We start from the raw sequence: 19,963 nt of genomic DNA, 5'->3' as shown, positions 1-19,963 counted from the left end.
GCGGAACCCCGGCCCCCGGGGCTAGCCCAGAGCGCGGAGCCCCGGGACGAAGGCCACGACCACCGGGACGACCGGAACCAGTGCGGCGGCGGCCGTCAGTCGGAGCCTGCGGCCCGCCGTGAGCCGTTCGACCGGGGCCAGCAACCGGTTGACCCGGTGGGGCACTTCGGCCTGCGGGGTGGGGCAGGGGCCGAACACGCCGCGGTCCTCGTTGAGTCCGACCAGGGCGAGCGCGGTCGTCAGCCTGCCGAAGCGGCGCGAAGCCACGTCGTCGGCGGCCAACTCGACCAGCCGGTGCATCTCGTCGCGGAACGCGGCGAACACCGGGATCTGCGGAAAGCCGATCGCCAGCGCGGATGAGCAGTGCAGCAACCAGTCGTGCCGGGCCTGGGCGTGCCCTTGTTCATGGGCGAGCACGGCGTCGAGCTGACGGCCCTTCAGCCGGCCCAGCGCGGCGGTGGTGATGACGAGTTGTGGGGCGGAGCCGGGCAGCCACCAGGCGTCGGGACGTTCGCCCTCCAGCACCACGAGACGGTCGGCGCCGGGCTCCTCGCCCGGCAGCAACGGGACGCGCACCAGCAGTTCCGCCCGACGCTGCTTGCGGCGACGCCGCGCCCGCCGGATCTCCCGCAGGAGCATCGTCCCGGACCACAGCCCGCCCAGCGCCAGCAGCACCGCGATGACCGCCGACCACGGCCCGTACGCCGCCAGGGCGTACGCCTCGACGACGGCGTGCGGGGCGGGGGCGAAGACATGACCGCGCACCGCCTGCCAGGCGGCGGCCGCGCTCAACGTCATGGACAGGGCGAACGACAGGAGGACCGCGGCCACCACGCACTGCCAGACCCACAGGGCCACGACCGGCTCGCGCTCCGGCCACCGGGCCCGCGCCATCACGCGCGGAGTCACCAGGGCGGTCAGTGCACCGAGCAGCAGCAGCGCGAGGGAGACCAGCATGGCCTCAGCTTATGAGCGGCGGGCCGACCGGGGTACGGCCGCGACGGCCAAGTGACGCAGGCCACTGTTTGACGGAGGTTCTGTCCCACTTCTCGTCTCACAGAGTGAGAAGCATGGCGAACATGCCGATGCCCATCGTCAGTCGGCAGGCCGTCGTGAGCTCGGGCCGGCCATCCGTTCCGCCCCCGAGACCGCCCGGGCCCCGGCCGATGGCACCCGTGCCTCCGGTCGGGGGCACAGCAGCCTCGGGCAGCAGCCGACCGGCCGCGCCCAGCACGTAGAACGCGTAGTACACGAGCAGGACCCCGGTCAGCAGGGGCATGCCGCCCACTCCCGCCGCCGTCCCGTGTCCGGCATGGCCGCCCCCGCCGCTCCCCGTCACCGCCGGGGACATCGCCACGGCCATGTAGACCATGGCCAGCGAGCCGATCAGATGGTGCAGATGGTGGCCGCCGCGCAGGGCGGGCCGCAGCGCTCGCAGCGCGGCGGCGCCGAACAGCACCGCGTACACCGCCCAGGCCCAGCCCGGGGGCGACAGCACCGCCGCCGGGACGGCCATCGCCGCCATCCCGAAACCCATGAGCGCCTCCGAGCGCGCGGTGCGGCGCTCCCGCGGCGTCCCGGTACGGGCGCGCAGAAGGCAGTACGCGCCGCTCACCGCGCACAACACCATCAGCAGCCAGCCGATCGAAGCCCCTCCGTGCACGGCGTGCCTCCCCCGGTCCGACGTACGGCACTGTTGCGGGTCGCCCCATCGCTGCCCACGCCGACGCCGCCGAACCCGGCGCACAGGGGAGTGAAGGGAGCGCGCCGGGGCCCGCCGGGGGCGCTCCGGGTCGCGTTACTCTCGACCGGACGCGCGACAGCGACCGTACGCACGGCAGCACGCAGGTTCGTACGGCAGCAGAGGAACGGAGAGCCCCACCATGGACACCGCCACGCCCGACTCGGCCCGGCTGACCTTCCGTGACGCGACCGAGGCCGACGTCCCGGCGCTGGTGGTCCTGATCGAATCCGCCTACCGAGGTGATTCCAGCCGCGCCGGCTGGACCACCGAGGCCGACATCCTCCAGGGGCAGCGGACCGACGAACAGGGCGTGCGCGACGTCATCGACGCTCCGGCGAGCAGGCTCCTCGCGGTGGAGCTCGGAGGCGAACTGGTCGCCTGCTGCCAGCTCGAACACCGGGGCGACGCGGCCTACTTCGGCATGTTCGCGGTACGGCCCGGACTCCAGGGCGGCGGACTCGGCAAGCTGATCATCGCCGAGGCCGAGCGCACGGCGAAGGAGAGCTGGGGCGTCGGCGAGATGCACATGACGGTCATCTCGGTGCGCGACGACCTGATCGCCTGGTACGAGCGCCGCGGCTACCGCCGGACGGGATCGCTCACCCCGTTCCCGTACGGCGACGAGCGTTTCGGCATTCCGCAGCGCGACGATCTGGCCTTCGAACTGCTCGTCAAGAACATCTGACGGCCCGCCGGGCCGACCGCCCCGGGCCGCTCCCTCACGCGGTGAAGCGGCCGGTGCGGCGGATCTCGGGGAAGTCGGTCGTCGCGCCGTCCAGGTTCAGGGCCCGGGCCAGGCGCAGGTGGTCCTGGGTGTTCACGACCCAGCCGATCACCTTCAGGCTCTCGGAGTGCGCCTGCTCCACCACCTCCAGGGTGAGGCGGCGGATGTTCAGCGCGAGCGTCGCCGCGCCCGCCGCCTTCGCCCGGTCCACCACGTCCGCGCCCCAGCGGCTGGCGATGAGGACCGTGCGGACGCCGGGCACCAGCCGGGCGATCTCGGTGACGGCCTCGTCGTGGAACGAGGACACCTCCACCCGGCCGACGAGATCGCGCTCCAGCATCACGTCCGCCAGTGCCCGAGCCGCCGCCACATCCTTGATCTCCGCCTGGAGCGGGGAGGAGACGGCCTCCAGCACCTCTTCGAAGACGGGAATCCGCTCACCCCGCCCGGCGTCGAGCTCACGCAGCTCCGCCAGGGTCTTGGCCGCGATCGGCCCGGTGCCGTCCGTCGTGCGGTCCACGTCCGCGTCGTGCATCACGGCGAGCGCGCCGTCCTTGCTGAGATGGAGATCCAGCTCGATGGCGTCCATGCCGGACGCCTCGGCGCGGACGAACGAGCGCAGGGTGTTCTCGGGCTCGACGCCCATCACTCCGCGATGGCCCAGGGTGAGAAATGACAAGGCGACCTCGTTTCCGTCGGCGGCTTCCCGTCGACTGCTCCTGCCCGCGCTGAGGTACGGCAATACGGCACTGGGGAGGGTAACGGCCCGCGCGTGGGATGTCCCACGCCGTGCGGGCCCGGACGCCCGGATGCGAGTAACACTGCGGGAACTGCGCGCCTACCCGGTATTTCACAGGAAAAACAGCGGTGACGGTGAGGATGTGCAGGATAATTTTCAGGGCTCGCCTTGCCGAGGGGAAGCCTGCCCGGCTACGGTGATGCCACGCGAGGTTCTCCCGTGGAGGAAGTGTTATGACGGAAATTCTTGTGCACGACGCCACCGACGGCGCGATAGCTACGGCCCCCCGGGTCGTCGAGCACCCGGCCTGGCCCGTGCTCAGGGATGCCGTCGAGGAGATCCGGCCCTGGCAGTCCGAGGACGGATCCATCGATTTCGAGGCCGACGGCGCCCCGACCCCGGCCGACGTCGAGCGCGTCCTGGACCGGGTCGTCGGTGCGGTCGAGGAGCTGTCCCCGCTCCTCCCGCACGACGCCGCCTACCACCGCGCGCTCGTCACCGACCTGCGCCGCTGGGCCGCCGACGGCTTCCGCGTCCCCGACTTCCTGGACTCGCTGCTCGCCTTCCAGCCCGCGAAGAACCGGGCCGACGGCACCCAGCACCTCGTCGTCTTCGCGATGTACACGCAGAACGGCAACCCCGACCGCAATCTCGAAGCGGTCGTCCTCAAGATGGTCTGGCCCGAGTGGCTCGCCGACCTGGAGGCGAACCGTTACGACAACCCGCTCTTCTGCGGCATCACCTTCGAGGACTTCACCTCCGGATACGACACCAACTCCGCGGTGCTCTTCCCGGAGACCATCGCCGTGCGCGAGGCCCCCGAGCGGTTCAGCTGGGGCGGCATCTTCTGCGACCGCGAGGCCGCCCGCTTCCGCCGTGTCACCGAGGCCTCCGTCGAACTGCTCGGCCTGGAGCTCCCCGAGGACATCCGCGAGATGATCGGTGACCAGCAGCGCTGCGAGCAGGCGTTCGTCCTGTGGGACATGGTCCACGACCGCACTCACAGCCACGGAGACCTGCCGTTCGACCCGTTCATGATCAAGCAGCGCCAGCCGTTCTGGATGTACGGCCTGGAGGAGCTGCGCTGCGACCTCACCGCCTTCAAGGAGGCAGTGAAGCTGGAGTCCGAGGGCAACCCCCACGGCCGCGACGTCCAGTACGCCGTCCTCTTCGACCGGATGTTCCGCTTCCCCGTCTCCGGTGAGCGCGTCCGCAACTACGACGGCCTGGGCGGCCAGCTGCTCTTCGCCTACCTCCACAAGCACGACGTCGTCCGCTGGACCGACAACACGCTGAAGATCGACTGGGAGCGTGCCCCCCAGGTCACCAACCAGCTCTGCGGCGAGATCGAGCAGCTCTACCGCGACGGCATCGACCGCCCCAAGCTGGTCCACTGGTTCGCCGCGTACGACCTCGTCTCCACCTACCTCGCCCCGCACCCGGGATCGCGCTGGCCAAGGGCCCCGACGCTCTCGACCTCTCACTTCCTCCTCGCAAGCTCGTCGACGACGTGCTTCCGGACGAGTTTCCCCTGAGCATGTTCTATGAGGCGCTCGCCAAGAAGCTGAAGCACGTGATTGCCTCCACCAAGGGAATCACCGCGGCGAACGACGAGCGGGCAGCCGCGTGAACCATTCTCCCGAGGAGGCGGTGGCCATGAACGGAAACGGCACGGGCGAGGGGACGGGTGCGCTCGAAGGAGCCGTGGTCGCGGTCGCCGGAGCGGCGGGGCCCGCGGGCCGCGCGACGCTGCTGCGACTCGCCGAGGCGGGCGCCACCGTCGTCGGCTGCGACGCCAACCCCGAACGGCTCGCCGAGGCGGTGGACGCCGCCCGGTACGCCCACGGGGGCGCGACCGTCACCGGCGAGACCGTCGATCTGCTCGACCTCGACGCCACCCGGGACTGGGCCAAGCGCACCGAGGCGGAGTTCGGCCGCATCGACGGCCTGGTCCACCTCGTCGGCGGCTGGCGCGGCAGCCCGACGTTCCAGGAGACCGCGCTCTCCGACTGGGACGCGCTGGAGAAGCTGCTCATCCGCACCGTCCAGTCGACCTCGCTGGCCTTCCAGGAGGCCCTGGAGCGCAGTGACAAGGGCCGCTACCTCCTGATCAGCGCCGCCGGAGCCAGCAAGCCCACCGCGGGCAACGCCGCCTACTCCGCCGCCAAGGCCGCGGCCGAGGCGTGGACCCTCGCGCTCGGCGACGCCTTCCGCAAAGCGGGGGGCGAGGACGGGCCGCGTACCGCTGCTGCCATCCTGGTGGTCAAGGCACTGGTGAACGACGCCATGCGCGCCGAGCGGCCGAATGCGAAATTCGCGGGCTTCACCGACGTCACGGAGCTGGCCGAGGCCATCGCCGGCGTCTGGGACGAGCCCGCCCCCGAAGTGAACGGAAAGCGCCTGTGGCTGACCCCGCAACCGTGAGGACCGACGCGCGACGTCACCACGATCCGCAGGTACGCGGCTTCGCCAGTGACAACTACGCCGGAGCGCACCCGGAGGTCCTCGCGGCGATCGCGCTGGCCAACGGCGGCCACCAGGTCGCCTATGGCGAGGACGACTACACCGGCCACCTCCAGCGCGTCATGCACAGCCACTTCGGCCCCACCGCCGAGGCCTTCCCGGTCTTCAACGGCACCGGAGCCAACGTGGTCGCCCTCCAGGCGCTCACCGACCGCTGGGGAGCGGTCATCTGCGCCGAGTCCGCGCACATCAACGTGGACGAGGGCGGCGCGCCCGAACGCATGGGCGGCCTGAAGCTCCTCACCGTGCCCACCCCGGACGGCAAGCTCACCCCCGAGCTCATCGACCGTCAGGCGTACGGCTGGGACGACGAGCACCGGGCCATGCCGCAGGTCGTCTCGATCACCCAGAACACCGAGCTGGGCACCGTCTACACCCCCGCCGAGATCCGGGCCATCTGCGACCACGCCCACGAGCGCGGCATGAAGGTGCACCTGGACGGGGCCCGGATAGCCAACGCCGCCGCCTCCCTGGACGTGCCGATGCGGACGTTCACCAACACGGTCGGCGTCGATGTGCTGTCCTTCGGCGGCACGAAGAACGGCGCGCTGTTCGGCGAGGCCGTCGTCGTGCTCAACCCGGACGCGGTCCGGGCGATGAAGCACCTGCGCAAGCTCTCCATGCAGCTCGCCTCCAAGATGCGCTTCGTCTCCGTCCAGCTGGAGGCGCTGCTCGCCAAGGACCTCTGGCTGCGCAACGCCCGGCACGCCAACGCCATGGCCCAGCGCCTCGCCGAGGGCGTCCGGGCGATCGACGGGGTGGAGATCCTCTACCCGGTCCAGGCCAACGCCGTGTTCGCCCGGCTCCCTCACGCGGTCACCGAGCGGCTCCAGGAGCGCTTCCGCTTCTACTTCTGGGACGAGGCGGCCGGAGACGTCCGTTGGATGTGCGCCTTCGACACCCGCGAGGACGACGTCGACGCCTTCCTTCAGGCGATCAAGGAAGAGATGGCGCGGTAGGACTCTTTCGAAATGCATGACTATGCGGTCGACCGGAAATCAATTGATCTCCGGTCGGCCGCTTCGTACGCTCCGGGGCCATGCGACTGATCCAGCAATCCCCGGACATCGCGGCCTATCTGGCCGCCGACGGGGCCATCGACCATGAGCACCCCCGGGTACGGGAGCTGGCGGCCGACCTGGCCCACGAGGCCGAGGGTGCATACACTTACGCCTGTACGGCATTCACCTACGTACGCGACACCGTCCCGCACTCCGCGGACTCCGGCGATCCACGCGTCACGTGGCGTGCCTCCGACGTCCTCGCCACCCGCAACGGCATCTGCTACGCCAAGTCCATCGCGCTCACCGCTCTCCTCCGGGCCCACGCCATCCCGGCCGGCCTCTGCTACCAGCGCCTGGCCGACGACGACGGGAGCAACCCCGTGGTCCACGGCCTGGTCGCTCTCCGGCTGCCCGGACGCGACCGCTGGGCGCGGGTGGATCCCCGGGGCAACAAGCCGGGCATCGACGCGCAGTTCTCGCTGGAGGAGGAGCGGCTGGCGTGGACGGTACGCGAACACCTCGGGGAAGTGGACTACCCGACCGTCTACGCCGCTCCGCCGCCCGAAATTCTCCGCACGCTGAGAAGCGCCCGGGACCGCACGGAACTCTGGCAGACCCTCCCCACGCACCTCTGAACGCACCCAGGGCCCCCGGCGACGTGCTCGCCGGGGGCCTGGGAAAAAGGGGCGGAGAGGGCCGGTCAGCCGAGTTCGCGCGCCTCGGCGGGGGTCGGAGCCGTACCGCCGAGATGGGCCGGCACCCACCAGGTGTCGCTCGCGTCCTTCGGGCGCACCGGGTAGGCCCGCTGTGCCGCCTCCAGCAGCTCCTGGACCCGCTCCCGCAGCCGCCGGGTGATGGCGCCCGCGTACTGGTCGGCAGGCGCCTCCACGGGCTCGCCGACCCGGATCGTGATCGGGATGTGACTGCGGGAGAAATTGCGGGGCCGGCCCTTCGTCCAGATCCGCTGCGTGCCCCAGAGCGCCATCGGGATCAGCGGAACCCCCGCCTCCTGGGCCAGGCGCGCGGCACCCGACTTGAAGCTCTTCAGCGTGAAGGACTGCGAGATGGTGGCCTCGGGGAACACGCCGACGATCTCGCCGGAACGCAGCGACCGCAGCGCGTGCGCGTAGGCGTCCTCGCCCTGCTTGCGGTCGACCGGGATGTGCTTCATTCCCCGCATCAGCGGACCGGAGATCCTGTGTCGGAAGACCGACTCCTTCGCCATGAACCGGACGAGCCGCTTCTGCGGAAGGGCCCCGAGGCCGGTGAAGATGAAGTCGAGATAGCTGATGTGGTTGCTGACCAGCACTGCACCACCGGTCTTCGGGATGTGCTCCGAACCCTGAGTGTCGATCTTCAGGTCGAGCGCCTTGAACATGGTGCGAGCGGCGCCGATGACCGGTCGATAGACGAGTTCTGCCATCTGGGGAAGACCCTTCTTCAGTGCCTCGGGAGGGTTCTCCCGGCGGAAGTTACGCAGCCGTAGGTTTTCGGCATTGTGGCGATGGTGCCCCATGCGCGGGCCCCTGGCCAGTCCCGGCGGACGCCGAGCGCGAGATTCTTGTCACGTGCGCGTGACCCGCACGCTGCGGGAATGCCGGGGCGGCAGCCGATGCTGACCCCTGACGAAGAACTCTGATCAGGAGGCAGCAGGTGGACCGCCGGACCCGCGGACAGCGACTCGACGCCGAACGGCTCGGTGCGGAACTGGGGGAACGAGCGACGCTCGTCCAGTTCTCCAGCGCCTTCTGCCAGCCGTGCCGGGCCACCCGCCGCACGCTCATCGAGGTGGCCGGACTGGTCGACGGGGTCGCCCACATCGAGATCGACGCCGAGGACCGTCTCGCGCTGGTGCGGGAGCTGGGCATCACGAAGACGCCGACCGTCCTGGTGCTCGACGCCGAGGGCGAGGTGGTCCGCCGGGCGTCCGGTCAGCCCCGCAAGGTCGACGTCGTCGCGGCGCTGGGGCACGCCATATGACGGACCGTGATGCATCTCGCACCTTCCGGAACCCTCTTGACTGCACGTACCACGCATCGTCAGTCTGACGTTATGCCGCCAGAACTCCTTCTCCACGGCCGGGTCCACGTGGACCTCGCACGCTGCGCGAGTGCTCGCTGTCCGGGTGTCTGAGCACCCACGGACCCGCATGCCACCCCCGCAGAAGGACACGTCCATGACGGCAACGCCCGACCTCGCCCCCGCCCCGACGGTCGCCACGCCCGAACTCTTCCGCTCCGTCTTCCGCCGCCACGCGGCGGGCGTCGCCGTGATCACGGCCGCGGGGGAGCGTCCGGTCGGCTTCACCGCCACCTCGCTGACCTCCGTCGCCGCCGAACCCCCGCTGATCTCCTTCGGGATCGGGACCTCGTCCTCCAGTTGGCCCGTGCTGTCCGACGCCGACTACGTCGGCGTCCACATACTCGGCGAGCACCAGCGGGAACTGGCCGCGACCTTCGCCCGCAGCGGAGCCGACCGATTCGGCCCGTCGACCGACTGGAGCAGCGGCCCCGAAGGCGTTCCGCTGCTGGCGGACGTATCCGCCTGGCTGGTCTGCCGGGTCGTGAGCCGGATCCCGGCCGGGGACCACCGCATCGTCATCGCCGAGGCCGTGGAAGGCTCGCCCTCGGGGGCCGGCCGCCCGCTGGTCTATCACCAGGGACGGTTCACGGCTCTGCGAGACTGAGGTCACGCACGCACGGGTCTGCCGCGTTGGCAAGGTCACAGTGCGGCGCCCTTGCTCAGGGGTAACAGCCTGGGTGTACTGGCGAGTAATATCGGCCTCGGAGCCTCGGTCGTCCTGACCGGATCCGGCCGACAAGGCGCCTATGCTGCGTGCAACAAGGCAGCCCGGAAATGACGATGCAGTAGGAGAGCCGGCGTGAGCTTGAGGATCGTTGTCTGTGTGAAGTACGTGCCCGACGCGACCGGTGACCGGCGTTTCGCCGATGACCTGACGCTGGACCGTGAGGATGTCGACGGTCTGTTGTCGGAGCTGGACGAGTACGCGGTCGAGCAGGCGTTGCAGATCGCGGACGAGGCGGACGATGCGGAGGTCACCGTGGTGACGGTGGGTCCGGAGGATGCCAAGGACGCGTTGCGCAAGGCGTTGTCGATGGGTGCGGACAAGGCGGTTCACGTCGAGGACGACGATCTGCACGGCACGGATGTGATGGGTACGTCGCTGGTGCTGGCGAAGGCGGTCGAGAAGACCGGTTATGACCTGGTGATCTGCGGTATGGCGTCGACGGACGGTGTGATGGGTGTGCTGCCGGCGCTGCTGGCGGAGCGGCTGGGTGTGCCGCAGGTGACGCTGTTGTCCGAGGTGTCGGTGGCCGGGGGTGTGGTGACCGGGCGGCGTGACGGTGACACGGCGACGGAGCAGCTCGAGGCGTCGTTGCCGGCGGTGGTGTCGGTGACCGACCAGTCGGGTGAGGCGCGTTACCCGTCGTTCAAGGGGATCATGGCGGCGAAGAAGAAGCCGGTGGAGTCGCTGGATCTGGAGGATCTGGGGCTGGAGGCGGACGAGGTGGGTCTGGCGGGTGCGTGGACGGCGGTCGACTCGGCGACGGAGCGTCCGGCGCGGACGGCGGGCACGATCGTGAAGGACGAGGGTGAGGGCGGCAGGCAGCTCGCCGAGTTCCTCGCGGGCCAGAAGTTCATCTGATCCCGCGCGTGCGGTCCTTCCTCCTTCTTCCCCTCCCTCTCTTCTTCTCGTCTGGAGTGCGTTGTCATGGCTGATGTTCTGGTTCTGGTCGATCATGTGGATGGTGCGGTCCGTAAGCCGACCCTGGAGTTGCTGACGCTGGCGCGTCGGATCGGTGACCCGGTCGCGGTCGCGCTGGGTGCGGGTGCGGGGGCGACCGCGCCGGTGCTGGGTGAGCACGGTGCGGTGAAGGTGCTGACCTCGGAGGCTGCGGAGTTCGCGGACTACCTCGTGGTGCCGAAGGTGGATGCGTTGCAGGCGGCGTTCGAGGCCGTCTCGCCGGCGGCGGTGCTGGTGGTGTCCTCCGCGGAGGGCAAGGAGATCGCGGCGCGTCTGGCGCTGCGGATCGGGTCGGGCATCATCACCGACGCCACCGATCTGGAGGCGGGGGACGGGGGTTTGGTGGCGACGCAGGCGGTGTTCGCCGCCTCGTACACCACCAGGTCCCGGGTCTCCCGGGGTGTTCCGGTGATCACGGTGAAGCCGAACTCGGCGCCGGTCGAGCCGGCCGCGGCGGCGGGTGCGGTGGAGGCGTTGTCGGTGTCGTTCGGTGAGGGCGCGACGGGTACGAAGGTCACCTCCCGGACGGCGCGGGAGTCGAGCGGGCGTCCGGAGCTGACCGAGGCCGCGATCGTGGTCTCGGGGGGCCGTGGGGTCAACGGTGCGGAGAACTTCCCGCTGATCGAGGCGCTGGCCGACTCGCTGGGGGCTGCGGTGGGCGCGTCGCGTGCGGCGGTCGACGCGGGCTGGTACCCGCACACCTCGCAGGTCGGGCAGACGGGCAAGTCCGTCTCCCCGCAGCTGTACATCGCCTCGGGGATCTCCGGTGCCATCCAGCACCGGGCGGGGATGCAGACCTCGAAGACGATCGTCGCGATCAACAAGGACGCCGAGGCCCCGATCTTCGAGCTCGTCGACTACGGCGTCGTCGGCGACCTCTTCACCGTCGTTCCCCAGCTCACCGAGGAGATCAACACCCGCAAGGGCTGATCCCTCCAGCACCACCCAGCATTACCCCGCCCCGGGCCGCACGGTGAACCCCACCGCGCGGCCCGGGGCCGTTCCGGGCGACCATTGACGCGGGTCGAGCGGCCTTATAACTTCACTATACGGATTGTTGATTCCGGGAAGCGGAAACAGCGAGAGCGTGGAGGGTACGGTCATGGGTCAGCAGGAGAAGGTGGCAACGAGCCTCGCGGGTGCGGTCAGCGAGGAGATCAGCGCCTCCCTCACGGCGGTCGACGCGGAGCTCGCCCGCCGCTACCCGGGCGATCCCGGCACCCGCCAGCCCGTGCACACCGTCTACGTACCGGGTGACGTCTTCGAGCCCGGCACCCTGCGCTCCTGGGGTGACCAGGCGCTGGCCGCCCTCGACGAACACGCCTCCGACGCCGCTTCGTTCGCCGCAGTCCTCGGCATCCCCGAGGAGCTGGCGGGTCCGGTCCACGACCGCGTACGCGCCAAGCTGGAGCGCGAGCCGGTCGAGGACCTGCGCATCGACTTCGAGGACGGCTACGGTCCCCGCCCGGACGCCGAGGAGGACGAGGCCGCCGCTCGCGCCGCGCGCCTGGTCTCCGAGGCGTACGCGAACGGCACCGCCGCCCCGTACATGGGCATCCGCATGAAGTGCATGGAGGCCGGTGTCCGCGACCGGGGCATCCGTACCACCGATGTCTTCCTCACCGGCCTGATGGAGGCGGGCGGGCTCCCCGAAGGGCTCGTGCTGACCCTCCCGAAGGTCACGTACCCCGAGCAGGTCACCGCCTTCGTCCAGCTCCTCGAGGCCTTCGAGAAGGCCACGGCCTCGACACCGGACGCATCGGCTTCGAGATCCAGATCGAGACCAGCCAGTCCATCCTCGCCGCCGACGGGACCGCCGCCGTCGCCCGCATGATCGACGCGGCCCGGGGCCGGGCGACCGGACTGCACTACGGCACCTTCGACTACAGCGCCTGCGTCGGGGTCAGCGCCGCCTACCAGGCCAGCGACCACCCCGCCGCCGACCACGCCAAGGCCGTCATGCAGGTCGCCGCCGCGGGCACCGGCGTACGCGTCTCCGACGGCTCGACCAACGTCCTGCCCGTCGGCCCGACCGACCAGGTCCACGAGGCCTGGAGGTTGCACTACGGCCTCACCCGCCGCGCTCTGGCCCGCGCGTACTACCAGGGCTGGGACATGCACCCCGGCCACCTGCCGACGCGCTACGCGGCCGTGTACGCCTTCTACCGCGAGGGCCTGGAGCCCGCCGCCGCCCGCCTCGCCGCCTACGTGGCCAAGGCCGGCGGTGACGTCATGGACGAACCCGCCACCGCCAAGGCCCTCAGCGGCTACCTGCTGCGCGGCATCGACTGCGGCGCGCTGGACACCGCCGAGGTCGCCCGACTGACCGGCCTGACCCGCGCGGACCTGGACGCCTTCTCCTCGCCGCGCCGGGGCGACCTGACGGTCACCGCTCCGTAGGACGCTTCTCCGGGCGCCGCACGGTCCGGTCGTCGTCCCTGTCGGCGGTGAGACGACCCTCGGACGTTGAGCGCCGTGCCGGTCGAACCGCCGTTGCCGTCGCCGCGACCAAAGCGGCGCGGGGGCGGCGACGGCGGTCAGGTCAGGCGAGGGTGAGCCGCTTCCAGGTCTGGGCGTCGGTGCCGTTGCACGCGTGGATCTGCACCCGGACCCCGTTGGCGAAGTCCGCGTAGGGCACATCGAGGCACTTGCCGGAGCTGGGGTTGGTGAAGGCGTCCGGGGTCGGCTCGTCGTGGCGCCACTGCTGGGCCCCGGTGCCGTTGCACGTGTAGATCTGCACCGTGGTGCCGTCGGCGATCCCCGCCCCGGCCACGTCCAGGCACTTACCGGAGTTCGGGTTGACCAAGGTGCCCGGGGGCATGACCTGCCAGGTCTGGCCCGCAGAGCCGTTGCAGTCCCACAGCTGCACCGGCGTGGCGTTCTCCCTGCCGGCGCCGCTCACATCCAAGCAGTGCGCGCCGCCGTCGGGGCTGTAGGTGAACCCGGTGGGCGTGGCCTCCGGCCCGGTCACGGTGAACGTGCACCACGCGGACCAGGCGGACGGGCCGGCGGGTCCCTCGGCGCGAATCCGCCACTGGTATTCGCCCGGACTGAACGTACTTGTAGGGAGTTGGACGTCCCACCCGTGGCCGAGCGGCCCCGTGCTGACCGGGAGGACCTGGAACGGCTGCTCGCCCAGGCGCGCGAGCTCCAGCGTCCCGCCCAGGTCGGGCCGGGGGCCAGGCCCTTGACCGAGGCGGCGAACAGCGGTCCGAACGTGTTGGACGTGCTGAAGGCCGGCCGGGACTGATCACCGCAGAGCTGGAAGCCCGCGTAGGGGCCGTCGGAGATCCGCAAGTTCTCCGGTGCGTCGGCCGTCGGGGTCGCCGACGCGGTGGCGGGAAGGCCGAGGAAGGCGGCCAGGACCAGGGCCGCCGTGGCCAAGGAAGGTATGCGTCTCATGGTCACTCCGTCGAAAGATCGAAATATTCGGCTGACGAGAAGAGTGCACATCCTGGAGCGCCCGTATGTTCGCGGTGGCGGCGCACCGTAAGAGTTCCGTCATCTATGGGGACCAGCCGTGCAGCGCGGAGACAGGCAGGCCCGGCGCGTGGTGATGCCCGGTTCGCTCGCAGCGTCCGCCTGCCAGCAGAAGCGTCCCGACGTCGCCCGGCGGGGATCGTCGTACCGTTCGACCCGTCGGGAGCACCTGCCTCCGGACGGGCCCCCTCCGGAGGTCAGGCCGTTCTCAGTCGTCCCGGCGTGCGGCCGCGCCGCCACGGGCGCGGTAGGCCCGCATCTTGTGCCGGGCGCCGCACACGCCCATGTCGCACCACAGGCCGTTCGACGACGGCGCCCGGTCGTAGAAGACCCAGCGGCATTCCGGCGCCGCGCAGGCCTTGAGCCGCGTCGCGTGACGCCCGGTCAGGCCGTCCCGCAGCAGGGCTTCGAGCACCGTCCGTACGATCCCCGCCACCGGCCCGTCGTCGGCCGGGCGCAGGGTCAGTGTGCCGTCCGGGCGTACGGCCGGGGCGCCGGCCACGGAGCGGATCAGCCGGTTGAGGGCGTCGAGGGCCCCGGGTGAGGCCCGCTCCACCAGGAAGGCCCGCACGGTCTCCCGGGCCTCGGTGAGCGCCGCCAGTTCGGCCGGGGCGACCGCTTCCGGATACCCGTGCGCCCGCAGCCATCCGCCCGCCGTCTCCGGCCGGGCGAACTCGTCCTCCCCGTGGAGGAGGGTCGCCGTATTGCAGAACGCCTCGACCGGTTCGAGTTCCGGGGGCGCCGGGTTCCGTCGCATGATCCCCACTGTATCAACGTTACCGACAAGCAGCCTTATCTGGTAACGTCGAAAGTCCGGCAGGGTTCTGCACCCGACATCAGGAGGCGTGTCATGAACGGCAATCTGACCAGGACGTATCAGACCCCGGACGGGACCGTCCGCTGGGACGTGCTGGGGGAGGGCGACCCGGTCGTCCTGCTCCACGGCACCCCGTTCTCGTCGCGTGTCTGGCGCGAGATCGCACCGGCGCTCGCCCAGGACCACCGGGTGTACGTCTTCGACCTGCTCGGCTTCGGGCAGTCGGAGCAGCGCGCGGGGCAGGACCTCGGGCTGGCCGCGCACACGCGGGTGTTCACCGGGCTGCTGGATCACTGGGGGCTGGAGAGCCCGAGGGTGATCGCCCATGACATCGGCGGGGCGGTGGCTCTGCGGGCGCTGCTGCTGGAAGGGGCCCGGTGCACCGATCTCACCCTGGTCGACGCGGTGAGTTGCGGCGACTGGGGGACCGGGCTGTTCAGGCTCGTACGGGAGAACGCGCACATCTTCGAGCAGCTGCCGGTGTACGCGCACGAGGCGCTGGCCGAGAGCCACCTGCGCTTCGCGAGCCATACCGGCTACCGGCCGGAAATCCTGGCCGCCCATCTCGACCCGTGGCGCGGTGAAGCGGGCAGGGCCGCGTACTACCGCCAGTACGGACAGCTGGAGCAGGCGGCCACCGACGAGTTCCAGCATCTGCTGGGGTCCGTACCGGTACCGACCCGGATCATCTGGGGGCGCGAGGACGGCTTCCTGCCGCCGCCCTTCGCCGAGCAGTTGCACGCCCTGATCCCGCACTCCGAGCTGCACTGGCTGGAGGGGCGGGCCACGCGACCCCCGAGGACGCGCCCGCGCGGCTTCTGGCGCTGCTCACCCGGGAGTTCAGGCCGCTGGCCGCCGCGGCCTGACGGCGGGCGTCCCGGGGCCCGGGGTCTTTCGGGGGCCGAGGGCCTTTGGGGTTCGTGGGCCTGGGGTGGGGCGGCTGGCTCCCCGCCCCACGCCCGTACGACTCCTGCCGCCGCTCGCCCGGGGTATACCGCGCGGGGGCCGACTCGGCTCAGGCGGGCGGCAGTTCGCCCGAACCGCGGGGGATCAGCGTCGTCGGGAGCTCCACCCGTGCCGGGGCGTGGTCCGCCCCGTCGAGGCGGCGGAAGAGATGCTCGGCGGCGGTCCTGCCGACCGCCGCGGCGTCCTGCGAGATCACCGTGATGCCGAGCAGATCGGCCAGCTCGATGTCGTCGAACCCGACCAGCGCCACCGGACGCTCCCGCTCCGCGATCACCCGTACCGCCGTCACCGTCACCCGGTTGTTGCCCGCGAACAGGGCGGTGACCGGTTCGGAGCCGCTCAGCATCTCCTCGGCCGCGGCACGCACGCGCTCCGGGTCGGTGGAGCCCAGGGAGACCCAGCCGTCCTCGACGGTGATGCCCGCGTCCCGCATGGCCGCGTGATAGCCGCGCAGACGCTCGGTGGCCGTGTGGATCCGCGGCTGGTCACCGATGAACCCGATCCTGCGGTGACCGTGCGCGATCAGATGCGCCACCCCCTCCCGGGCCCCGCCGAAGCTGTCGGAGAGCACCATGTCGACGTCCACATGGCCCGCGGGACGGTCCACGAAGACCGTGGCGATCCCCGCCTTGATCTCCGGCTCCAGATAGCGGTGGTCGTCGCCGGCCGGGATCACGATCAGGCCGTCGACGCGGCGGGCGCACAGCGCCAGCACCAACTCCTGCTCCCGCTCCGGGTCCTCGGCGCTGGAACCGTTGATCAGCAACGCGCCGTGCGCCCGGGCGACCTCCTCCACCGCGCGGCTCAGCGGACCGTAGAAGGGGTCCGCCAGATCTTCCAGGACCAGCCCGATGGACGCCGTACGCCCCTTGCGCAGCACCCGGGCGCTGTCGTTGCGGCGGAAGCCGAGAGCGTCGATCGCCTCCTGCACGCGGCGCTCGGTGTCGGGCGTGACGCCGGGCTCGCTGTTCACCACCCGGGAGACCGTCTTCAGGCCGACTCCGGCCCGGGCCGCCACGTCCTTCATGGTCGGCCGGTTGCCGTAGCGGGTCTCGGAATGCCGGGTGGTCCGGTCCACGTGCGCTGTCCTGTCGTCGGATACGGGCGGGGCGTGCGGTGCTCCGGCCGGGGTTGAGCGGGGCCGAGACGGGGCGCCGCTCAGGTGATCGGAGGCTGTGGCGTCGAGCATAGGCCCTGGACAACGTTGTCACGAGGATGAAGACTGTGCAGACTATGGACGGAACCCGCAGGTCCCGCCCCTTCACCGATCCGGAGAGCCCACACCGATGCATACCGACCTCGTCGCCGCGCTCGACATCGGCGGCACCAAGATCGCCGGAGCGCTGGTGGACGGCGACGGATCCCTCCTCGTACGGGCGCAGCTGCCGACGCCCGCCCGGGAGGGCGCCGAGGCGGTCATGGGGGCGGTCGACGAGGTACTGGGCGAGCTGATGGCCTCGCCGCTGTGGGCCAGGGCCGGTTCCGTCGGCATCGGCAGCGCCGGTCCGGTGGACGCCGCCGCCGGTACGGTCAGCCCGGTCAACGTTCCCGGCTGGCGGGACTTCCCGCTGGTGGAGCGCGTGCACAAGGCGGCGGGCGGGCTGTCGGTCGCGCTGGTGGGCGACGGGGTCGCGATGACGGCCGCCGAGCACTGGCTCGGCGCCGCCCGGGGCTACGACAACGCGCTCTGCCTCGTCGTGTCGACGGGTGTCGGCGGCGGCCTCGTCCTCGGCGGTACCCTGCGCCCCGGCCCCTCGGGCAACGCCGGGCACATCGGCCACATCAGCGTCGACCTGGACGGCGACCCGTGCCCCTGCGGCGCGCGCGGCTGCGTCGAGGGCATCGCCAGCGGCCCCAACATCGCCCGCCGTGCCCTGGAGAACGGCTGGCGGCCCGGCCCGGACGGCGACGCGACGGCCGCCGCGGTGGCCGTCGCCGCCCGCGCCGGGCATCCGGTCGCCCTCGCCTCCTACGAGCGCGCGGCCCAGGCGCTGGCGGCCGGTATCGCCGCCACCGCGACCTTGGCGGACCTCGACATCGCGGTGGTCGGCGGGGAGTGGCCGGGGCCGGCGACGTCCTCTTCGCCCCCCTGCGCCGCAGCCTGCGCGAGTACGCCACGCTCTCCTACCTCCGCCGGCTGACGGTGGCGCCCGCCGTGATGGGCAACGACGCGGGCCTGGTCGGGGCCGCGGCGGCGGCCATCGCCCTGCGCTAGCCGTCTTCGGTTCCGACGGTCGCCGTCCCGGGAGCGCGCGGGATCGCGCCGCGGGTGGAATGGTCCGAGCCGCGCGGGGACGGCACCGTGGGGTGACGGTGGGCCGGTCGTACGCCCCGGGCGGCCGCATCCGGCCAACGCCGTCGCCCCCGCGGGGTTTCCGCGGCAGGGTGTTGCGGGCAAGCCACAGGGGGCTACGGAGGAGGGGGAACCGTGATCGTCTGGATCAACGGTGCGTTCGGCGCGGGCAAGACCAGCGCCGCCGGCGAACTGATCGATCTGATTCCGAACAGCACGCTGTACGACCCGGAGGTCACCGGCGCGGGGCTGCGCGCCCTGCTGCCGCAGAAGCGGCTCGCCGAGGTCACCGACTTCCAGGACCTGCCGATCTGGCGGCGACTCGTGGTGGACACGGCGGCGGCGCTGCTCGCCGAGGTGCCCGGGGTACTGGTGGTGCCGATGACACTGCTGCGGCAGGAGTACCGCGACGAGATCTTCGGCGGGCTCGCGTCCCGGCGCATCCCGGTCCGCCATGTGGCGCTCTCACCTGAGGAAACGATCCTGCGTAGGCGCATCGCGGGCCGCGAGGAGTTTCCCGGCGACGACGAGCAGAACGACCGGGTGCGCCGGTGGGCGTACGGACACATCGGCCCGTACCGCGACGCCCTCGGCTGGATCGCCGAGGACGCGCATGTGGTCGACAACAGCGCCCTCACCCCGCGGGAGACCGCGGAGCGGATCGCGGACGCCGTGCGCACCGGGAGCGCGCCGCCGTGCCCCATCGTGCAGAGCCCCGAGCCGACCGGAGAGACGGTCGCCGCCGGGGTGCTGCTCTTCGACGAGCAGGACCGGGTGCTGCTCGTCGACCCCACGTACAAACCGGGGTGGGAGTTCCCCGGCGGGGTCGTGGAGGCCGGCGAGGCTCCCGCGCAGGCCGGGATCCGCGAGGTCGCCGAGGAGATCGGCCTCCGCCTCGACCGGGTGCCCACCCTGCTGCTCGTCGACTGGGAGTCGCCCCGCCCGCCCGGCTACGGCGGGCTCCGCTTCCTCTTCGACGGCGGCCTGCTCCGCTCCGAGGACGCCGGCCGGCTGCTGTTGCCCGGCTCCGAGCTGCGCGGCTGGCGCTTCGTCACCGAGGACGAGGCCGCGGGGATGCTGCCGCCCACCCGGTACGAGCGGCTGCGCTGGGCCCTGCGGGCGCGTGAGCAAAGGACAGTGCTCAACCTGGAGGCGGGGGCGCCGGTGGGCTGAGCGGGGCTCGTACGCCGTTCGCCGCCGCCTCCATCACCGCGGCGGCGTCCTCGGTGAGCGGGTCGCCGTGGCCGAAGCAGACGGTACGGGGCGCGAGCGCGGCCAGTTCGCGGAACGCGGCCGCCGCCCCGGCGCGGTCCACGTTGAACACGCCGAGCATCACCCGCTCCACGGAGGCCACGGCGTCCCCGGTGAACAGCACACCGTGGCGCGGCAGATGGAGCGCGACGGAGCCCGGAGTGTGACCGGGGGCGTGGACCACCCGCGCCCCGCCCCGAACGGCAGCACCTCGCCGCCGGTCAGCTCGCGGTCGACCCGGGTGGGCGGCGCCTCGGGGCACGTCAACCCATGGGCGTACAACGGTCGTTCCCAGTCCAGCAGGTCCGGCTCCGGTACGGGTCGCTCGCCCCGGATCACCGGGGCGTCCAGCGCGTGGGAGAGGATCTCGGCGCCGTGCCGGTCCGCCAGCTCCTGCGCGGCCCCGTAGTGGTCGCGGTGGCCGTGGGTGATGACGATGCGCCGGATCCGGGCGGGGGCGTGGCCGAGCGTCCGGACCGCGTCCTCGATCGCGCCGGCCGCCCCGATGTCGCCCGCGTCGACCAGGGTCAGGTCCGCCCCGTCGCGCCAGAGATACGCCTGACCGATCCGGAAGCGGAACATGTGCAACTGGGGGAGTACCTCGACGAGATCCATGCGGCGAACGTACGCAGCGGCGCACGGACGCCGCACGGATC

The 19,963-nt window shown here is 71.6% G+C and carries 17 protein-coding genes and 5 pseudogenes; 14 read left to right on the top strand and 8 right to left on the bottom strand.

Translation table 11 applies throughout. The annotated features are described in order from the left end of the window. Nucleotides 1–21: 21 nt before the first annotated feature. Together CCZ36_RS01925 and CCZ36_RS01920 are read right to left on the bottom strand one after the other, a co-directional pair. Entirely contained in the window at nucleotides 22–957 is a 936-nt protein-coding gene (locus CCZ36_RS01925) for a M56 family metallopeptidase (RefSeq protein WP_069744419.1), read from the bottom strand. A gap of 97 nt (nucleotides 958–1,054) precedes the next feature. Further along, complete coding sequence (locus tag CCZ36_RS01920; RefSeq protein ID WP_128816917.1) at nucleotides 1,055–1,663, bottom strand: DUF5134 domain-containing protein; 609 nt, start codon at nucleotides 1,661–1,663, stop codon at nucleotides 1,055–1,057. 220 nt (nucleotides 1,664–1,883) lie between these two features. Here CCZ36_RS01920 and CCZ36_RS01915 point away from each other — a divergent pair, with 220 nt between their 5' ends. Beyond that, nucleotides 1,884–2,429: a GNAT family N-acetyltransferase gene (locus CCZ36_RS01915; protein ID WP_069744417.1), complete on the top strand. Its 546-nt coding sequence runs from the start codon at nucleotides 1,884–1,886 to the stop codon at nucleotides 2,427–2,429. Between the two features lie 34 nt (nucleotides 2,430–2,463). Here the strand turns inward: CCZ36_RS01915 and CCZ36_RS01910 are convergent, their stop codons facing one another. Continuing rightward, complete coding sequence (locus tag CCZ36_RS01910) at nucleotides 2,464–3,147, bottom strand: glycerophosphodiester phosphodiesterase (protein ID WP_079134325.1); 684 nt, start codon at nucleotides 3,145–3,147, stop codon at nucleotides 2,464–2,466. A 293-nt stretch (nucleotides 3,148–3,440) separates the two neighbouring features. Here CCZ36_RS01910 and CCZ36_RS01905 point away from each other — a divergent pair. From CCZ36_RS01905 to CCZ36_RS01890, 4 genes and pseudogenes are all read left to right on the top strand, one after another. Beyond that, a pseudogene (locus CCZ36_RS01905) lies at nucleotides 3,441–4,837 on the top strand (DUF6421 family protein). Nucleotides 4,838–4,863: 26 nt separating this feature from the next. After that, the gene (locus tag CCZ36_RS01900; RefSeq protein ID WP_069744416.1) at nucleotides 4,864–5,631 is read left to right on the top strand and encodes an SDR family NAD(P)-dependent oxidoreductase; all 768 of its coding nucleotides are present in this window, start codon (nucleotides 4,864–4,866) and stop codon (nucleotides 5,629–5,631) included. Beyond that, nucleotides 5,628–6,689, top strand: coding sequence for a threonine aldolase family protein (locus CCZ36_RS01895; protein WP_176734695.1), 1,062 nt, complete (start codon nucleotides 5,628–5,630; stop codon nucleotides 6,687–6,689). Before CCZ36_RS01900 ends, CCZ36_RS01895 begins: the two co-directional genes overlap by 4 nt. 80 nt (nucleotides 6,690–6,769) lie before the next feature. After that, nucleotides 6,770–7,369 carry a transglutaminase-like domain-containing protein gene (locus CCZ36_RS01890; protein WP_069739415.1) on the top strand — a complete coding sequence of 200 codons (600 nt, stop codon included), beginning with the start codon at nucleotides 6,770–6,772 and terminating at the stop codon, nucleotides 7,367–7,369. 65 nt (nucleotides 7,370–7,434) lie between these two features. Here CCZ36_RS01890 and CCZ36_RS01885 read toward each other — a convergent pair whose 3' ends face one another. Continuing rightward, complete coding sequence (locus tag CCZ36_RS01885) at nucleotides 7,435–8,157, bottom strand: lysophospholipid acyltransferase family protein (protein WP_069739414.1); 723 nt, start codon at nucleotides 8,155–8,157, stop codon at nucleotides 7,435–7,437. A gap of 230 nt (nucleotides 8,158–8,387) precedes the next feature. Here CCZ36_RS01885 and CCZ36_RS01880 point away from each other — a divergent pair, with 230 nt between their 5' ends. The 5 genes and pseudogenes from CCZ36_RS01880 to CCZ36_RS01860 all read left to right on the top strand — a co-directional run bounded on the left by CCZ36_RS01880 (nucleotide 8,388) and on the right by CCZ36_RS01860 (nucleotide 12,900). Beyond that, complete coding sequence (locus CCZ36_RS01880; RefSeq protein WP_069739413.1) at nucleotides 8,388–8,714, top strand: TlpA family protein disulfide reductase; 327 nt, start codon at nucleotides 8,388–8,390, stop codon at nucleotides 8,712–8,714. Between the two features lie 196 nt (nucleotides 8,715–8,910). Continuing rightward, complete coding sequence (locus CCZ36_RS01875; RefSeq protein WP_069739412.1) at nucleotides 8,911–9,420, top strand: flavin reductase family protein; 510 nt, start codon at nucleotides 8,911–8,913, stop codon at nucleotides 9,418–9,420. A gap of 195 nt (nucleotides 9,421–9,615) precedes the next feature. Next, nucleotides 9,616–10,401: an electron transfer flavoprotein subunit beta/FixA family protein gene (locus CCZ36_RS01870; RefSeq protein WP_069737254.1), complete on the top strand. Its 786-nt coding sequence runs from the start codon at nucleotides 9,616–9,618 to the stop codon at nucleotides 10,399–10,401. 66 nt (nucleotides 10,402–10,467) lie between these two features. Beyond that, nucleotides 10,468–11,430 carry an electron transfer flavoprotein subunit alpha/FixB family protein gene (locus tag CCZ36_RS01865; RefSeq protein ID WP_128816916.1) on the top strand — a complete coding sequence of 321 codons (963 nt, stop codon included), beginning with the start codon at nucleotides 10,468–10,470 and terminating at the stop codon, nucleotides 11,428–11,430. A 172-nt stretch (nucleotides 11,431–11,602) separates the two neighbouring features. After that, nucleotides 11,603–12,900, top strand: a pseudogene (locus tag CCZ36_RS01860) (DUF6986 family protein). Nucleotides 12,901–13,042: 142 nt separating this feature from the next. On the opposite strand, the gene CCZ36_RS01855 reads toward CCZ36_RS01860, so the two are convergent. Next, a complete protein-coding gene (locus CCZ36_RS01855) occupies nucleotides 13,043–13,471 on the bottom strand; it encodes an RICIN domain-containing protein (protein ID WP_206515706.1) in 429 nt (142 codons plus the stop codon). A gap of 99 nt (nucleotides 13,472–13,570) precedes the next feature. Between CCZ36_RS01855 and CCZ36_RS35020 the strand changes: the two genes are divergently transcribed. Then, entirely contained in the window at nucleotides 13,571–13,750 is a 180-nt protein-coding gene (locus CCZ36_RS35020) for a hypothetical protein (protein ID WP_206515705.1), read from the top strand. 438 nt (nucleotides 13,751–14,188) lie between these two features. On the opposite strand, the gene CCZ36_RS01850 is transcribed toward CCZ36_RS35020, so the two are convergent. After that, the gene (locus tag CCZ36_RS01850; RefSeq protein ID WP_069744650.1) at nucleotides 14,189–14,737 is read right to left on the bottom strand and encodes a CGNR zinc finger domain-containing protein; all 549 of its coding nucleotides are present in this window, start codon (nucleotides 14,735–14,737) and stop codon (nucleotides 14,189–14,191) included. A gap of 93 nt (nucleotides 14,738–14,830) precedes the next feature. Here CCZ36_RS01850 and CCZ36_RS01845 point away from each other — a divergent pair. Next, nucleotides 14,831–15,663, top strand: a pseudogene (locus CCZ36_RS01845) (alpha/beta fold hydrolase). 149 nt (nucleotides 15,664–15,812) lie between these two features. Here the strand turns inward: CCZ36_RS01845 and CCZ36_RS01840 are convergent. Beyond that, a complete protein-coding gene (locus tag CCZ36_RS01840; RefSeq protein ID WP_107403870.1) occupies nucleotides 15,813–16,841 on the bottom strand; it encodes a LacI family DNA-binding transcriptional regulator in 1,029 nt (342 codons plus the stop codon). Between the two features lie 208 nt (nucleotides 16,842–17,049). On the opposite strand from CCZ36_RS01840, the pseudogene CCZ36_RS01835 reads away from it, so the two are divergent. Together CCZ36_RS01835 and CCZ36_RS01830 are read left to right on the top strand one after the other, a co-directional pair. Continuing rightward, nucleotides 17,050–17,978: pseudogene (locus CCZ36_RS01835) on the top strand (ROK family protein). Nucleotides 17,979–18,191: 213 nt separating this feature from the next. Next, nucleotides 18,192–19,229: an NUDIX hydrolase gene (locus CCZ36_RS01830; RefSeq protein ID WP_069744642.1), complete on the top strand. Its 1,038-nt coding sequence runs from the start codon at nucleotides 18,192–18,194 to the stop codon at nucleotides 19,227–19,229. On the opposite strand, the pseudogene CCZ36_RS01825 reads toward CCZ36_RS01830, so the two are convergent. Beyond that, a pseudogene (locus tag CCZ36_RS01825) lies at nucleotides 19,198–19,922 on the bottom strand (MBL fold metallo-hydrolase). The gene CCZ36_RS01830 and the pseudogene CCZ36_RS01825 sit on opposite strands and share 32 nt — an antisense overlap. Nucleotides 19,923–19,963 lie beyond the last annotated feature (41 nt).

Origin of the sequence: Streptomyces sp. S063 (assembly GCF_002832675.1) — a bacterium.
Classification (GTDB): domain Bacteria; phylum Actinomycetota; class Actinomycetes; order Streptomycetales; family Streptomycetaceae; genus Streptomyces; species Streptomyces sindenensis.
Note: the sequence above shows the minus strand (reverse complement) of the source record. Positions and strands in the feature narration are given on the sequence as shown.

Excerpts from the sequence above, each read along its gene's own strand:
- CCZ36_RS01915 (WP_069744417.1), top strand. The coding sequence starts at position 1,884 with ATGGACACCGCCACGCCCGACTCGGCCCGGCTGACCTTCCGTGACGCG.
- CCZ36_RS01885 (WP_069739414.1), bottom strand. The coding sequence starts at position 8,157 with ATGGCAGAACTCGTCTATCGACCGGTCATCGGCGCCGCTCGCACCATG.
- CCZ36_RS01900 (WP_069744416.1), top strand. The coding sequence starts at position 4,864 with ATGAACGGAAACGGCACGGGCGAGGGGACGGGTGCGCTCGAAGGAGCC.
- CCZ36_RS01875 (WP_069739412.1), top strand. The coding sequence starts at position 8,911 with ATGACGGCAACGCCCGACCTCGCCCCCGCCCCGACGGTCGCCACGCCC.
- CCZ36_RS01925 (WP_069744419.1), bottom strand. The coding sequence starts at position 957 with ATGCTGGTCTCCCTCGCGCTGCTGCTGCTCGGTGCACTGACCGCCCTG.
- CCZ36_RS01850 (WP_069744650.1), bottom strand. The coding sequence starts at position 14,737 with ATGCGACGGAACCCGGCGCCCCCGGAACTCGAACCGGTCGAGGCGTTC.
- CCZ36_RS01865 (WP_128816916.1), top strand. The coding sequence starts at position 10,468 with ATGGCTGATGTTCTGGTTCTGGTCGATCATGTGGATGGTGCGGTCCGT.
- CCZ36_RS01890 (WP_069739415.1), top strand. The coding sequence starts at position 6,770 with ATGCGACTGATCCAGCAATCCCCGGACATCGCGGCCTATCTGGCCGCC.